17 protein-coding genes are annotated in these 14422 nt (G+C 73.8%); 12 read left to right on the plus strand and 5 right to left on the minus strand.

Annotation, left to right across the window (positions count from 1 at the left end; translation table 11 throughout):
• Window positions 1–54: 54 nt before the first annotated feature.
• The 3 genes from ABZV78_RS20445 to ABZV78_RS20455 all read left to right on the plus strand — a co-directional run bounded on the left by ABZV78_RS20445 (window position 55) and on the right by ABZV78_RS20455 (window position 2763).
• The gene (locus ABZV78_RS20445; RefSeq protein WP_355640715.1) at window positions 55–735 is read left to right on the plus strand and encodes a hypothetical protein; all 681 of its coding nucleotides are present in this window, start codon (window positions 55–57) and stop codon (window positions 733–735) included.
• A gap of 192 nt (window positions 736–927) precedes the next feature.
• A complete protein-coding gene (locus tag ABZV78_RS20450) occupies window positions 928–1818 on the plus strand; it encodes a GNAT family N-acetyltransferase (RefSeq protein ID WP_355640717.1) in 891 nt (296 codons plus the stop codon).
• Window positions 1819–1887: 69 nt separating this feature from the next.
• Entirely contained in the window at window positions 1888–2763 is an 876-nt protein-coding gene (locus ABZV78_RS20455) for a hypothetical protein (RefSeq protein ID WP_355640719.1), read from the plus strand.
• A gap of 79 nt (window positions 2764–2842) precedes the next feature.
• Here ABZV78_RS20455 and cydB read toward each other — a convergent pair whose 3' ends face one another.
• Together cydB and ABZV78_RS20465 are read right to left on the minus strand one after the other, a co-directional pair.
• A complete protein-coding gene (cydB, locus tag ABZV78_RS20460; RefSeq protein ID WP_355640721.1) occupies window positions 2843–3841 on the minus strand; it encodes a cytochrome d ubiquinol oxidase subunit II in 999 nt (332 codons plus the stop codon).
• 15 nt (window positions 3842–3856) lie between these two features.
• The gene (locus ABZV78_RS20465) at window positions 3857–5269 is read right to left on the minus strand and encodes a cytochrome ubiquinol oxidase subunit I (RefSeq protein WP_355640723.1); all 1413 of its coding nucleotides are present in this window, start codon (window positions 5267–5269) and stop codon (window positions 3857–3859) included.
• A 211-nt stretch (window positions 5270–5480) separates the two neighbouring features.
• Here ABZV78_RS20465 and ABZV78_RS20470 point away from each other — a divergent pair, with 211 nt between their 5' ends.
• The 4 genes from ABZV78_RS20470 (at window position 5481) to ABZV78_RS20485 (ending at window position 8249) form a co-directional block, all read left to right on the plus strand.
• Complete coding sequence (locus tag ABZV78_RS20470) at window positions 5481–5894, plus strand: VOC family protein (RefSeq protein WP_355640725.1); 414 nt, start codon at window positions 5481–5483, stop codon at window positions 5892–5894.
• Window positions 5895–5999: 105 nt separating this feature from the next.
• Complete coding sequence (locus ABZV78_RS20475) at window positions 6000–6773, plus strand: lysophospholipid acyltransferase family protein (RefSeq protein WP_355640727.1); 774 nt, start codon at window positions 6000–6002, stop codon at window positions 6771–6773.
• Between the two features lie 133 nt (window positions 6774–6906).
• Window positions 6907–7383, plus strand: a complete 477-nt coding sequence (locus tag ABZV78_RS20480; RefSeq protein ID WP_355640729.1) for a hypothetical protein — start codon at window positions 6907–6909, stop codon at window positions 7381–7383.
• A gap of 23 nt (window positions 7384–7406) precedes the next feature.
• A complete protein-coding gene (locus ABZV78_RS20485; protein ID WP_355640731.1) occupies window positions 7407–8249 on the plus strand; it encodes an SDR family NAD(P)-dependent oxidoreductase in 843 nt (280 codons plus the stop codon).
• Between the two features lie 4 nt (window positions 8250–8253).
• Here ABZV78_RS20485 and ABZV78_RS20490 read toward each other — a convergent pair whose 3' ends face one another.
• Both ABZV78_RS20490 and ABZV78_RS20495 read right to left on the minus strand, forming a co-directional pair.
• Window positions 8254–8622, minus strand: a complete 369-nt coding sequence (locus ABZV78_RS20490) for a DUF4180 domain-containing protein (RefSeq protein ID WP_355640732.1) — start codon at window positions 8620–8622, stop codon at window positions 8254–8256.
• Window positions 8615–9067, minus strand: coding sequence for a helix-turn-helix domain-containing protein (locus tag ABZV78_RS20495; protein ID WP_355640733.1), 453 nt, complete (start codon window positions 9065–9067; stop codon window positions 8615–8617). Before ABZV78_RS20495 ends, ABZV78_RS20490 begins: the two co-directional genes overlap by 8 nt.
• Before the next feature lie 99 nt (window positions 9068–9166).
• Here ABZV78_RS20495 and ABZV78_RS20500 point away from each other — a divergent pair, with 99 nt between their 5' ends.
• The 3 genes from ABZV78_RS20500 to ABZV78_RS20510 all read left to right on the plus strand — a co-directional run bounded on the left by ABZV78_RS20500 (window position 9167) and on the right by ABZV78_RS20510 (window position 12139).
• A complete protein-coding gene (locus ABZV78_RS20500) occupies window positions 9167–9934 on the plus strand; it encodes a glycerophosphodiester phosphodiesterase family protein (RefSeq protein ID WP_355640735.1) in 768 nt (255 codons plus the stop codon).
• A 16-nt stretch (window positions 9935–9950) separates the two neighbouring features.
• The gene (locus ABZV78_RS20505) at window positions 9951–11354 is read left to right on the plus strand and encodes an MFS transporter (protein WP_355640737.1); all 1404 of its coding nucleotides are present in this window, start codon (window positions 9951–9953) and stop codon (window positions 11352–11354) included.
• A 176-nt stretch (window positions 11355–11530) separates the two neighbouring features.
• The gene (locus ABZV78_RS20510) at window positions 11531–12139 is read left to right on the plus strand and encodes a thymidine kinase (protein ID WP_355640745.1); all 609 of its coding nucleotides are present in this window, start codon (window positions 11531–11533) and stop codon (window positions 12137–12139) included.
• A 16-nt stretch (window positions 12140–12155) separates the two neighbouring features.
• Here the strand turns inward: ABZV78_RS20510 and ABZV78_RS20515 are convergent, their stop codons facing one another.
• Window positions 12156–12617 carry a hypothetical protein gene (locus ABZV78_RS20515; protein WP_355640739.1) on the minus strand — a complete coding sequence of 154 codons (462 nt, stop codon included), beginning with the start codon at window positions 12615–12617 and terminating at the stop codon, window positions 12156–12158.
• Between the two features lie 267 nt (window positions 12618–12884).
• Here ABZV78_RS20515 and ABZV78_RS20520 point away from each other — a divergent pair, with 267 nt between their 5' ends.
• Window positions 12885–13955, plus strand: a complete 1071-nt coding sequence (locus ABZV78_RS20520) for a hypothetical protein (RefSeq protein WP_355640741.1) — start codon at window positions 12885–12887, stop codon at window positions 13953–13955.
• Between the two features lie 36 nt (window positions 13956–13991).
• Window positions 13992–14422 (plus strand): VOC family protein (locus ABZV78_RS20525; RefSeq protein ID WP_355640743.1); only part of this gene is annotated, 431 nt, incomplete at its 3' end.

Below are 14422 nucleotides of genomic sequence, written 5' to 3' on the forward strand. Positions count from 1 at the left end.
GGTGCCGGCTGGTATCAAGGCAGGCATCAGACACGGGTACGGAAGAGGGCTGTGATGGCGGGCCAGGGTTTGTCCACTGACGAGGTACAGGGCATCCGGGAGGCGTTGGCGGCCGGCCGCAAGCCCAAGGTGGTGTTCACGGCGGCGGCCGGGCAGGTGGCGGGCCAGCTCGGGCAGGTGGTGGAGCTGACCGACCCGGAGGTGTCCGAGGAGTTCGTGGTGGTGCGGTTCGGCCGCGACGAGCTGCCCTTCTCCCCCACCGACGTGGCGATCGCGCCGAAGGGGGCCGGGCGGCGGCCGGCGGAGCCGAAGCCGGAGCCGCCGGTCGAGGAGGCGCCGGCGGAGCCGGAGTTCGTGTTGGACGCGCCGCCGGTGCCGGCGCCGCGGCGGGAGGAGCCGAGGGTGGAGCAGCGGGTGGAGCCGAAGCCGGCGCGGCGGGCCGTGAAGGCGGTCAAGCCGAAGAGCCCGGCCGGGTTGACAGTGACGCTGGCCTACGCCGAGGGCGAGTGGACGGTGGCGGCGCAGCAGGGCGCCAAGGCCCTCGCCAAGCCGTACGTGGTGAAGCCGGCCGAGGCGCTGCGGATGGTGGCGCTGGTGGACGTGCCCGGGGTGCAGGAGGCGGTGGAGCAGATTCTGGCCGCCGAGCGGGCCGAGGCGGAGCAGCAGGCGGAGAAGCTGCGCGCGGAGTTGGCCGAGATCGAGGCCCGGCTGGCGGAGCTGCGCGAGGCCCGCTGAGCCCCGCCGCGCGTCCCGGCCGGAAATCGCCTCGGCCGGGGCGCGCGGCCTCTGCTAGGGTTCCGCCGCGTCCTCGACGAGGCCGGAGGGAGGTGAGCGCCATGGCACGTACGACTGTCTTGCGCTCCCACCTGGCCGCGAGGACGCCGGGTTCCTGAACCGGGGAGCGCACCGCTTCCTGGAAGGACCTAAATGACCGATCTGGTCATTCGCCCGCTCGTCGCGGGCGAGGAACATCTCTTCGACTCCCTGTCCGACCCGGGGCTGGTCGGGCGGACCCTGCTCGGCGAGACCTACGCCGGCGGCGGCTTCCGCCCCGAGTGGACCTGGGTGGCCCTGCGCGACGGGGTGGTGGTCGCCCGGGCCGCCTGGTGGGCCGGACCGGACGACCAGGCGCCGCTGGCGCTGGACTGGTTCGACTTTACCGAAGCGGCCGCGGCGGTCGAGTTGCTGCGCACGGCGCCGTTGCGCGCCGAGTACGAGATCCTGCTCCCCCACGGTTGGCGGGAGGATCCCGCGGTCCGCGCCCAGGCGCAGGCCCGGATCGACGCCGCGACGGCGGCCGGTATGCGGGTGCTGGTCGAGCGGTACCGCTACCGCTGGACGCCGGGCTGCGGCCTGCCGGCCCGGCCGGGGCGGCTGGAGTTCCGGCCCGAGCCGGACGACGCGGTGATCCTGGACGTGCTGTGCCGCATCGGTGAGGGCAGCCTGGACGCCCACTTCCGGGCCGCCGCGGCCGCCCACGGCCCGCTGGCCGCGGCGCAGGAGGACCTGGACCTGCTGCGCTGGATGCCGAGCCCGCGGGACTGGTGGCGGATGGCGTTCACCCCGGGCGGCGAGCCGGTCGGGCTGGTCGTGCCGACCCGCAACCAGACCCATCACATCGTGGGGTTCGTCGGCGTGCTGCCCGGTCAGCGCGGCCACGGCTACGCCTACGACCTGCTCGTCGAGGGCACCCACCTGCTGGTGGAGGCGGGCGCCGACGCGATCGTGGCCGCCACCGACCAGGGCAACACGCCGATGGCGGCGACGTTCGCCCGGGCCGGCTACCCGGTCGAGTACGAACGCGTCGACCTGGTGTGACGTCCACGTGGTCGGCCCGTTACCTGCAGCGGGCCGACCACGGGGAGCGCGGGCCCCTAGGCTGCCCCGGTGGGTTACTGGGGCACGGTGGTGGTGGCGCGGCCTGACGGCCTGCTGGTCGACCAGGACGGCGTCGGCGGGTTCGGACACCGGCACCGGTGGCTGCGGGAACTGGGCGATGGCTGGCAGCTGGTGGAGACCAGCGGGTGGAACGACCCTCCGGACCTGCTCGCCCCGGCCGGGGCGCTCGCCACCTCGACGGGGCGGCCTGTCTTTGCCGCCTACGTCAGCGACGGCGACTGTGCGGTGATGGCGACGGCGACGCCGGACAGGGTGGGGCCGTTGACGCACCTGTGGGACACCGACGGGCCGTGCGGGGTGTACCGGCACCAGCCGCGTGGGATGCCGGAGCCGGTCGGACGCGCCGTTGACGAGGTGATCGAGGAGTTGGTGGCGTGGTCGACGGCGGCCGGGCTTCGGGCCGACGCGACACGGCTGCGCACGGTGCTGGGGCACGAGCCTCCGGTCGAGGCGGACGATCTGCTGTTCGCGCTGGTAAAGGCGCTGGGGGTGGCCCGGATCGGGCGCACCCGACCGTGGGCGGTGCCGCTGGAGCAGTGGCCGTTCCGGTCGATCACGGACGTCCTCGCGCTGCGGGCCCGGTCTGAGGCGGCGTACCGGCAGGCGGCGGTCGAGGACGGTGCGGAGCCCGACGAGCCGGAGGCGCCGTGGGAGGCGGCGGCGATCCGGCTGGAAGAGGAGCTGTGGGCGTCGCTGTACCGCCCGGAGGTGGACGTGGCGGGTCTGGCGCGGCGGGCGGAGCGGTTGCGGACGGAGTACGACGTGGCCCGGGGCCGGGAACCCCGGCCGCCCGACGGCCCGCTCCACCCGGAGAACCCGTGGAACTCCGGCCGCGTGTGGGCGGACGAGTGGGCCACCGACTGACGGCCCCTCCCCTGAACGCCCCGCGGGGCCGGTGCGACCCCCTCGCACCGGCCCCGCGTCACCCGCGCCCGCAGGCTCGTCAGTGTTGCGGGATGTTCTGTACCCCGATCCGGCGGCGGAACACCCAGTAGGTCCAGCCCTGGTAGGCCAGCACGATCGGGGTGAACACCACGGCCACCCAGGTCATGATCTTCAGGGTGTAGGGGGTGGAGGCGGCGTTGCTCGCGGTCAGCGTGCCGGCGGCGTCGAGGGTGGACGGCAGCACGTTCGGGAACAGCGCGGCGAACAGGGTCGCCACCGCCAGCGCGATGGCCACGGCGGTGCCGGCGAACGCCCAGCCCTCCCGGCGTACCCGGGCGGCGGCGAGACCGGCGAGCAGGGCGAGGGCCGCGCCGACGGCGAGCACGACGGCGGCCGCGCTGGAGCGGATGGTCAGGGTCCAGGCCAGGAAGGCCACCGCCACCACGGCGGTGGCGGCGCCGACCTGCACGGCCAGCGCGCCGGCCCGCTCCCGGATGTCGCCGGTGGTCTTCAGGGCGACGAACACCGCGCCGTGGGTGAGGAACAGGCCCAGGGTGGTCACCCCGCCGAGCAGGGCGTACGGGTTGAGCAGGTCGAGCAGGCCGCCGGCGTACTCGTGGTCGGCGGTCAGCGGCACGCCGCGCAGGATGTTGGCGAAGGCGACGCCCCACAGGATCGCCGGCAGCAGCGAGCCGACGAAGATGGCCCGGTCCCAGCGGCGCTTCCAGGACGCCTCGGGGCGCTTGTGCCGGTATTCGAAGGCCACCCCGCGGGCGATGAGGGCGAGCAGGATCAGCAGCAGCGGCAGGTAGAAGCCGGAGAACAGGGTGGCGTACCACTCGGGGAAGGCGGCGAACATGGCGCCGCCGGCGGTGATCAGCCAGACCTCGTTGCCGTCCCAGACCGGGCCGATGGTGTTGATCAGGACGCGGCGTTCCCGGTCGTCGCGGCCGAGCACGGGCAGCAGCATGCCGACGCCGAAGTCGAAGCCTTCGAGGATGAAGTAGCCGGTGAAGAGCACGGCGACGAGGAGAAACCAGACGGTCGTCAGTTCCACGGTGGGCTCCGGGGGTCAGTAGGCGAACGCCAGCGGGCGATCGGCGTCGTCGCTGTCGGCTGGTTCAGGGGCTGGAGTCAGGTCGGGTACGCCGGCCTTGGCGTAGCGGACCAGCAGCTTGAACTCGATCACCGCGAGGGTGGCGTAGATCAGGGTGAAGGCGGTGAACGAGGTGAGCACCTCGGTCAGCGAGACGCTGCGGGACACGCCGTCGCGGGTGAGCATCTCGCCGAAGACGATCCACGGCTGCCGGCCCATCTCGGTGAAGATCCAGCCGAACGAGTTGGCCAGCAGCGGCAGCACCGGCATGACCAGGCCGGCGCGCAGCAGCCACCGGCTCGACGGGGTGCGGCCCTTGCGCTGGGTCCACAGGACGATCAGGGCGATCGCGGCGGCGGCCATCCCGAGGCCGATCATGAAGCGGAAGCTCCAGTAGGTGACCGGGATGATCGGGGTGTAGCTGCCGGCGCCGTACTGGCTGGCGTACTGGGCCTGGAGGTCGTTGATGCCGTGCACGGTGCCGTTCGGGTCGCCGGTGCCGAGGTAGGACAGCAGGTGCGGGATCTTGAGGGCGAAGATCTCCCGGCTGCCGTCGAGGCTGCCGACGGTGAGCACGGAGAACGAGGCGGGGCTCTCGGTGGTGTAGAGGCCCTCGGCGGCGGCCATCTTCATCGGCTGCACCTGGGTCATGATCTTGCCCTGGATGTCGCCGGTGAACAGCACCAGCGCCGAGGCGACCAGCACCACCCAGGAGCCGAACTTCGTGGCGAAGCGGTAGGCGTCGGTGTCGGCGCTGCCCCGGTTGCGGATGACGTGCCACAGCCCGACGGCCACGATCAGCGACCCGGCGACCAGGAACGCGCCGGCCAGGGTATGCGGGAAGGTGATCAGGGCGACCTTGTTGGTGAGCACGGCGACGAAGTCGGTCAGCTCGGCGCGGCCGGTCTCCGGGTTGATCCGGTAGCCGACCGGGTTCTGCATGAACGAGTTCGCGGCGAGGATGAAGTAGGCGGAGAGGTTGGTGCCGATCGCCGCCGCCCAGATGGCGGCCAGGTGCAGCCGCTTGGGCAGCCGGTCCCAGCCGAAGATCCACAGGCCGATGAAGGTGGACTCCAGGAAGAACGCGACCAGCGCCTCGATCGCCAGGGGTGCGCCGAAGATGTCGCCGACGAAGCGCGAGTAGTCCGACCAGTTCATGCCGAACTGGAACTCCTGGACGATGCCGGTGACCACGCCCATGGCGAAGTTGATGAGGAAGAGCTTGCCGTAGAACTTGGTGAGCTTGAGGTACCGATCGTTGCCGGTGCGGTGCCACAGGGTCTGCAGGATGGCCACCAGCACGGACAGGCCGATGGTCAAGGGCACGAAGAGAAAGTGGTAGACGGTGGTGACACCGAACTGCCAGCGGGCGACGTCCAACGCGTCCACCTGAAACCCCCAGCTGTGCATACTACGAGACGTAGTAAATACTACTCGGCGTCGTAGAAGAACGGGCAGGGCCACAGGGCCTGAAACGGCCCGGGACCAATGACCCTGATCACCCCGGAACCGGTCAGGATTCAAGAAGCGCGGTCCCGGAGCCGCTCCGTAGCGTGACTCCCGTGTGCATGATCAGAACGCACGACGAAGGAGACAACGCATGAAAGCCCACGTCAGCTCGATCCTCCTCGGCGTACAGGACATGGAGCGGTCCAAGCGCTTCTACACGGAGGGTCTCGGCTGGAAGATCGCGCAGGACTACGGCGTCTCGGTCTTCTTCGCACCCGACGGCGGCTCGCCCGTCGGCTTCTACGGCCGCGAGGGCCTGGCCGAGCAGGTCGGCACGAGCCCCGCGGGCAGCGGCTTCAGCGGGCTGGTCCTCACCTACGTGGTCCGCACGGAGGCGCGGATCGACGAGGTCATGGCGGAGGCCGAGAAGGCCGGCGCCACGATCCTCAAGCCCGCCGGTCCCCTGCCCTGGGGCGGCTACGGCGGCTCCTTCGCGGACCCGGACGGCTACATCTGGAGCCTCGGCTACAGCGCCCAGGGAGAGAACCAGCCCTACGCGGAGTAGCGGCGTCCGGTCGGTGCCCACCGCCGCGGCGGCGGGCACCAACAGGCGCTTGGCACCGGGATCGGTTCCCTCGCTCACCCCGGCGCGTGCGACCATCCAGCACTGATGGACACCCCGATCACCCACTGGCGGGCGCCCCTGCTCTGGCGCGCCGCGCAACTGGCCGCCCGCGGCCTCGTCGGCCTGGTCGGCCGGCTCGAGGTCAGCGGCGACGTCCCGGACGACCTGCGCCACGGGCCGCTGATCCTGGCCGCCAACCACATCAGCCCCTTCGACCCCGTGGTGCTCACCGCGGCCTGCCAGGTCCGCGGCATCCACCCGCGGATCATGGCCACCGGCGGGCTGTTCCGCGCCCCGGTGATCGGGTCGCTGATGCGCCGCGCCGGGCACATCCGCGTCGACCGGGGCACCAGCTCCGTGCGCCACTCCCTGGAGACCGCCGCCGGCGCGGTGGCCGGCGGATCGGTGGTGCTGGTCTACCCGGAGGGGCGCATCGGCCTGGACCCCGGCATGTGGCCCGAGCGGGGCAAGACCGGCGCCGCCCGGCTCGCCTTCGCCGGCCGCGCCGCCGTCGTTCCGGTCGCCCAGTGGGGCTCCCACGAGGTGCTGCCCTACCGGGCGCCCAAGGGCATGCTGCGCGGCCTGGCCCGGGCGGTGCGGCGCCGGCCGGTCATCCGGGTGCACTTCGGCACCCCGGTGCTGCTGCGCGACCTGCACCCCGGCACCCCCGGCGCGGCCCGGCGGGCCACCGACCGGATCATCGACGCGATCACCACCGACCTGGCGCCGCTGCGGCCCAACGAGCCGGACCGGCCCCGCCACGTCGACCCGGGCCGCCCGCTCGACTCCAGTCGGTCGCACCGCCGGCTGGCCGGATGATCCTGCGTCGCCGCCTCGCCCTGGTCGTCCTGGTGCTGCTGGTCGCCGCCGGGATCGGGTACGCCGGGCTGCGGGCCGCGTACCACCGGGCCAAGGACCAGCGGGACGTCGTCGGCCTGACCGGGCTGTCGCCGTGGCCGCGGGCGCAGCTGCTGATCCCCGACGGGACGGCCCGCCGGGCAATGCCGCCTGGCTGGACCGGGGCGGCCTGGAGGTGGCCTACGACCTCGATGCCGGCGACGGCCGGACCGTGCCGGTGGTCTGGGGGCTGCGCGTCCCACAGCCGGAGACCGGGCTGCCGGAGGGGGTCGACTGCGGCTCGCCCCGGCTGCGGACCTGCACCGACCTGGGTGGCGGCGAACTGCTGATCGTGAGCCACCGGACCGGCAACAGCAGCCCCTCCACCGCCCTCTACCGCGCCGACGGGGGCCGGGTGCGCGCGGTCGAGGTGCAGGGGCCCGACCCGGTCGGGTCGACGTGCTCCGCGCCGCGCTGGACCGGGTGCACCGGCCCACCCACGCCGAACCGCTGGAGTTGCTGCGCCACGAGGGCTACCGGACCGACTGGAGCTGATGCCGCCGATTCGCCGCCGTGCCCGCCCGGACGGTGAGACCGTGGCCGCAGGAGGCACCCGTGAGCGCACCCACCGTGCTGATCACCGGCACGTCCAGCGGCATCGGCCTGGAGACCGCCGTGGGCGCGGCCCGCGCCGGCTGGCGCACCGTGGCCACCCTGCGCGACCTCGCCCGCGCCGACCGGCTGCGCGCCGCCGCCGACGCCGCCGGGGTCGGCGACCTGCTGGAGGTGCGCCGGCTCGACGTCGTCGACCAGGCCGCCGCGGCCGCCTGCGTGGCCGACGTGGTGGCCCGGCACGGCCGGCTCGACGCGGTGGTCAACAACGCCGGCGCCGGACACCTGGGCACCCTCGAACAGGAGACCGTCGAGCACGTCCGGGCGGTCCTGGAGGTCAACTTCTTCGGCGTCCTGCACGTCACCCGGGCCGCCCTGCCGCACCTGCGCGCCAGCCAGGGGCGGCTGATCACCGTGACCAGCGTCGGCGGGGTGGTCGGGCAGCCGTTCAACGAGGCGTACTGCGCGGCGAAGTTCGCCGTCGAGGGGTTCATGGAGAGCCTCGCCCCGGTCGCCGCCACCGTCGGGGTCAGCGTCAGCGTGGTCGAGCCGGGCGCGGTGGCCAGCGAGTTCGTCGCCAACGTCGGCGTCGATCCCGAGGCCGCGGTCACCGCCGCCGGGGTGTACGGGCCGGCGCTGCGCGCGTACCTGGATCGCAGCGCCGCCGCGTTCGCCGCCGCGCAGTCGCCGGCGGACGCCGCCGCGGCGGTGGTGGCGACGCTGATCGACCCCGAGCCCGCGCCCCGGGTGCAGACCTCCCCCGCCGCCCGGCAGTTCGTCGGCGTCAAGCTGGCCGACCCCGACGGGCTCGGGGTGACCGCGCTGACCGCCGGCTGGGTGCGCTGAGGCGTCAGCCGGCGGCGGCCAGCCGGGCGTCCAGCGCGGCCAGGTCGGGCACGAACCAGATGTGGTCGTGCCGGTTGGACTCGGCCACCAGTGCGCGCAGCGCGCCGCTGGCGGCCAGGTGCGCGGAGATGTCGCCGACGACGACCAGCCGCAGTCGGTAGTTGACGAACTTCTGCATGATCTCCCCGGCGAAGCGGGTGCCCAGGGAGAAGAAGCTCGGGTCGAGCCGGGCGGCGGGCACCGCGACCACCTCGGCGCCGCCGAAGGCCGCGCCGATCAGGTCGAGCGCCGCCTCGGTGGTGGCCACCGGCGGACCGGCCGGGTCGCAGACCAGCACCGGCACCCCGGCCCGCTCCTCCAGCACGTCAGGCATGGCCGGTCTCCTTCCCGGTGAGCAGGCCGTTGTCGCCGGCCAGCACGGCGTCGACCAGGTGCAGCAGGTCAGCGGTGGCGGCGGCGTCGCCCAGGATCACGATCTTCATGCGGTGGCGTTCCTCGTCGTGGACGGTTTGCACGCGCAGCGGGCGCGCGGGGTCGTGATGGGTGTTGACGCCGGCCAGCACGAGGGTGGCCAGTCGGTCGGCGGCGGCGCGGTCGACCCCGTCGACCTGCACGATGCTCGACACCTCCGCCGCCGGAGCGCCGGCGGCGGGCGCGGGCCGGCCGGTCAGCGCGTCCAGGTCGGCGCGGGCGATCCGGTACTGCTTGCCGATCCGCACCGCGCGCAGCCGGCCGCCGCGGATGTAGCCGCGCACGGTGCGCACGTGCAGCCCCAGCAGCTCCGCCACCTGCTCCACCGAGTACATGTCGTTCCCCATCGCTCCCCATCATAGGGTCAACAGGGAGCGATGGGGAAGTTGGTTACGGCGACGCCGGCCGGTCACCCGGCCGCCACCCGGGCCCGGCATACTTCCGGCGTGCAGCCCCGTCACGGCTACCTCGACGCCCCCGCGCCGCTGGCCTTCGCCCACCGCGGCGGTGCGGCCGACGGCGACGAGAACACCGCCGCGGCGTTCGCCCGCGCCATCGCCCTGGGCTACCGGTACGTGGAGACCGACGTGCACGCCACCGCCGACGGCGTGCCGGTGATCTTCCACGACGCCACCCTGCGTCGGGTCACCGGCGAGCGCGGGCGCATCGCCGACCTGCGCTGGGCCGACCTGGCCTCGGTACGCGTCGGCGGCGCCGCCGTGGTGCCCCGCCTCGACGAGGTCCTGGGCGCCTGGCCCGAGGTCCGGTTCAACGTCGACGTCAAGGCCGACGGGGGTGTCGTGCCGACCGTCGACACGGTCACCCGGGCCGGGGCCGGCGAGCGGGTGCTGCTCGCCTCGTTCAGCGACGCCCGGCTGGCCCGGCTGCGGGCCCTGGCCGGTTCGAAGGTCGCCACCAGCCTCGGCATGCGCGGGGTGGCCCGGCTGCGGATGGCGTCCCTGCACGGGCGGCCGATGCGGCTGCCCCCGTCGGTGGTCGCCGCCCAGGTCCCGGTCCGGTACGGGCGGGTTCCCGTGGTCGACCGGCGGTTCCTCGACTACTGCCACCGCCTCGGGTTGCAGGTGCACGTCTGGACGATCGACGAACCCACCGAAATGCACGACTTACTTGATCTTGGTGTGGATGGCATCATGACCGATCACGTCGGCGTGCTGCGCGACGTCTACCGCAGCCGCGGCCACTGGGCCGCCTGAACCTCCGAGGACCCCGATGGCCGATACGGTCGCCCCCGCCGTCGACGAGCCCGCACAGCCGGGCAGCACCCGACGGGAACGCACCGGCTGGTACTTCTACGACTGGGCGAACTCCGCGTTTCAGACCACGGTGATCACGGTCTTCCTCGGCCCGTTCCTCACCACCGTCACCGAGCTGGCCGCCGGCTGCGAGCTGGGCGCCGACACCTGCGACGGAGCGGTGCACCCGCTGGGCATCCGGGTCGCCGCCGGCTCCTACTACCCGTACCTGATCTCGCTGTCGGTGTTCCTCACCGTGTTCGTCCTGCCGGTCGTCGGGGCGATCGCCGACCGGTCCGCGCACAAGAAGCGGCTGCTCGCCCTCGCCGCGTTCACCGGCGCCGGCGCGACCATCGGCTTCGCGTTCGTCACCGGCGACCGCTACCTGCTCGGCGGGGCGCTGTTCCTGATCGCCAACATCTCCTTCGGCGCGGCCGTGGTGGTCTACAACTCTTTCCTGCCGCAGCTCGGCGGCCCCGACGACCGGGACGCCATCTCCAGCCGCGGCTGGGCCATCGGCTACCTCGGCGGCGGGCTGCTGCTCGCGCTGAACCTGGTCGCGGTCACCCTGCTCAGCGAGGAGGGCAACCCGCAGCGCACCCTCGACCTGGCCCGCTGGTCGATCGTCTCGGCCGGCGTCTGGTGGGCGGCGTTCACCCTGCTGCCGCTGCGCTGGCTGCGCGAACATCCCGCCGCCGCTGCCGCCGCGGAGGCCCGGGCCGGCGGCCGCAACGTGCTCACCGACGGGTTCCGGCAGCTCGGCCACACCCTGCGCAACATCAAGGCGTACCCGCTGACGCTGTTCTTCCTGCTCGCCTTCCTGGTCTACAACGACGGCATCCAGACCGTCATCACCCTGGCCAGCCAGTACGGCACCGAGGAGCTGCGGCTGGAGCAGAGCACCCTGATCGTGACGATCCTGCTGGTGCAGTTCCTCGCCTTCGGCGGCGCGCTCGCCCTCGGCGCGCTGGCCCGGCGTATCGGCGCCTGGAAGACCGTGCTGCTGTCCCTGGTGCTCTGGACCGGCGTGATCATCGCGGCGTTCCGGCTGCCCGCCGAGGCGCCGCTGCCGTTCATGGTGCTCGGCGGGTGCATCGGCCTGGTGCTCGGCGGCAGTCAGGCGCTGAGCCGGTCGCTGTTCAGCCAGCTCATCCCCACCGGCAAGGAGGGCGAGTACTACGGCTTCTACGAGATCAGCGACAAGGGCACCAGCTGGCTCGGGCCGCTCGCCTTCGGTCTGGTGTTCCAGCTCACCTCCTCCTACCGGGTGGGCCTGGTCTCCCTGCTGATCTTCTTCGTGGTCGGGTTCGTGCTGCTGGCCGCCGTGCCGATCCGCCGGGCCATCGTCGCCGCCGGCAACACCCCGCCCCGGGTGCTGTGAGGCGGGCCCGCGCGGGCCGCGCGCGGGCAAGATCCTTCCGTGTCGATGGGCTAGGCTGCCCCGACGTGACCGACGATGCCGCTGCCGCCCCGATCTGCCTGGCCCGCCCGCTCCCGGGCCCGGACGACGACCGTACCGGCGGCTGCGCCGCCGCTCGCGCCGTCGACGGCCGGCCGCTGCACGCCGCCGCGCTGAAGTTCTTCTGGGGCCCGATGGACTGCGGCAAGTCCACGATGGCCCTGCAGATGAACTACAACCACGCCCGGCAGGGCCGGCGCGGCCTGGTCACCACGCGCATCGACCGGTCGCTCGGCCCGCAGGTCACCACCCGCATCGGGTTGGCCCACTCCGCCGTCGAGGTGACCGACGAACTCGACCTGCGCGACCTGGTCCGCGACGCCTGGGCCGAGGGCGTCCGCGTCGACTACCTGATCTGCGACGAGGCGTCCTTCTACAACCTGGCGCACGTCGAGCAGATGGCCGACCTGGTCGACAACTTCGACGTCGACGTGTACGCCTTCGGCCTGGCCACCGATTTCCGCTCCTGCCTGTTCCCGGCCGCGCAGCGGCTGTTCGAGCTCGCCGACGAGGTGGCCCGCATCCAGGTCGAGGTGCTCTGCTGGTGCGGCCGGGAGGGGCGGCTCAACGCCCGGGTCGTCGAGGGACGGGTGGTGCGCGAAGGCGAGCAGGTCGTCATCGGCGACACCGTGGACACCGCCGACGTGCGCTACCAGGTGCTGTGCCGGCGCCACTACCGCTCCGGCGACCTCGGCCCGCGCGCCTGACACACACGGCCCGCGGTCAGAACGGGTCCCCGCAGACCCGCCACTTCCCGTCCTCCTGCACCACCGGCAGTTCCCGCTCCTCGCTGCCGCCGCCGTCGCGGGTCAGCCGCACCGTCACCGTGCCGCGCGGCCGGCCGCCCCGGGTCTGCACCGACACGTCGACGATCTCGTAGCCGCTGACCTGCGGCGGGGTGCGCACCCAACTGCCGAAGCCGACCTGGCTCCACTTCCCGCGCGCCTCCCGGCACAGCTTGTCGTACGCCTGGTCGGTCTCCCCGGCGGCGACCTGGCGGAAGAACGCGTCGGCGGTGTCCCGCACCGGCCCGTTGGCCTGGAGCACCACCTGCAGGTTCCAGACGCCGAGCCCGGCCACCCCGACCAGGCAGGTGCCCAGCCCGAGGCCGGCGACCAGCACGCTGGCGCGTACCGGCCGGCGGCGGCGCCGGGCCGGCCGGCTCCCCGCCCGTTGCCTGCCCATCACCACCGACGGTAGAGACCGACGGGCCGGCCCGCAGGAAGTTGTGGTCCTGTCGCGGGCGTCACCCCGATCGTCTACGGTCGGCGCAGCCCCCTCGAAGGAGCCATGGATGACGCGTGACCTGCCGGTGCTGCCCGCCCCCGGCGGTGCCCGCCACGACCCGGGCGGGCACCGCTGAACGGGCCGGCCGGCGCGCTGATCGAGCTGGACCGGGCGCCCGTCGCGGCGCCCGGCGGGCCCGCGCCGGCGCCCCGGTGGTGGCGGCCCGTGGTGGTGCTGCTGACCTGCGCGCTGCTGGGCGCCGCCGCGCCGCCGGCCCGGCTCACGGCGGTCACCGGGCCGGCGCTGCCCGGCCGGGGCGCGCTGCTGGTCGCCGGCGAACTGCTGCTCGTCGCGGACCCGCCGGTGCTGGTCGGCTACGCGCCGACGCCCCGTCCGGTGGCCCGCTGGCACGCCACCGTGACCGCCGCCGCCTGGTCCGCGGAGGCCCTCGGCGACCTGGTGCTGGTCACCGAGCGGGACACCGCGCGGCAGGTGGTCGGCACGGCCGCCTACGACGCCGCGACCGGAGCGCTGCGCTATCGCCGCCCCGACCGGGTGTACCCGGCCGGCGACGGGGCTGTCGCGGTCACCGAGGTGCGCAGCGTCGCCGACCCGGGGCAGCGGATCCAGGGCCTCGTGCACGGCGTCGATCCGGCCACGGGCGCGAACCGGTGGTCGGTGTCCGTGCCGTCGACCGCCGTGCTGGCGGTGGCGCCCGGCCGGCCCGGCGGGGTGGTGCTGGTCCACGACAGCGGCCTGGCCCGGTTGCACGACGTCCGGAACGGCGCCGTGCTCGGCGCGGCCCGCCTCCCACCGGCTGGTTACGCCCCGGACAACCCGCTCGTCGTCGGCGACCACCTGGTGCTGCGGCATCCCGCCCCGGGCGGGACGGCGCTCAGCGGGTACGACCTGCCCGGCCTGACCCCGCGCTGGCGGCGACTGCTGGCCGGCGGCGAGGTGACCGAGGCCGGCTGCCCGGGGCTGGTCTGCCTGCGCGCCGTCCGGGACCGGCGGGCGCTCGACCCGGCCACCGGCGACGTCGTGTGGCGCTGGCCGGGCGGCGCGGGCTGGCGGGCCGTGCCCGGCGGACGCGACGCGGACCGGGTGGTGCTGGTCCGCCCGGCCGGCGACGCCGGACGCACCCTGGTCACCACCGCGGGACGCGACGGCCCCCGCCCGGCCGGGGTGCTGCCTGCCGGGATCCGCGACTGCCACGCCGTGGGCGACGCCCTGGCCTGCCGGGGACCGGACAACCGGCTGGCGGTGTGGCCGCTGCGATCCGCCGGACGAACCTGACAGCAGATGGCAGCTACCCCTCGGCAGACTGCCGGCATGACAGCGCACGCCGACCTCGCCATGGTCAACCTCGACAGCTCCGACCCGGCCGCCCACGCCGCGTTCTACTCCCGCGCCCTGGGCTGGGAGGTCACCCACAGCCAGGCCGAATACGCCATGATCAGCAAGGACGGCACCTCGATCGGCTTCGGCCTGGTGCCCGGATACGCGCCGCCCACCTGGCCCGACGAGACCGCCGGCAAGCGCTACCACCTCGACCTCTACGTCGACGACGTGACCCTCGCCGAGAAGGACCTCGTCGCGGCCGGCGCGACCAGGCCGGAGTTCCAGCCGGGCGGCGAGCGGTGGACCGTGCTGCTCGACCCGATCGGCCAACCGTTCTGCCTCTGCCCCCGGCCGCAGGAGCACTCGGTGATCCACCAGTCGGGGTGGAGCAGGTCGGCGTCGGGGTCGTTGGTGAACGGGTA

Origin of the sequence: Micromonospora sp. NPDC004540, from assembly GCF_040610095.1 — a bacterium.
In the GTDB taxonomy this organism is placed as follows: Bacteria; Actinomycetota; Actinomycetes; order Mycobacteriales; family Micromonosporaceae; genus Micromonospora.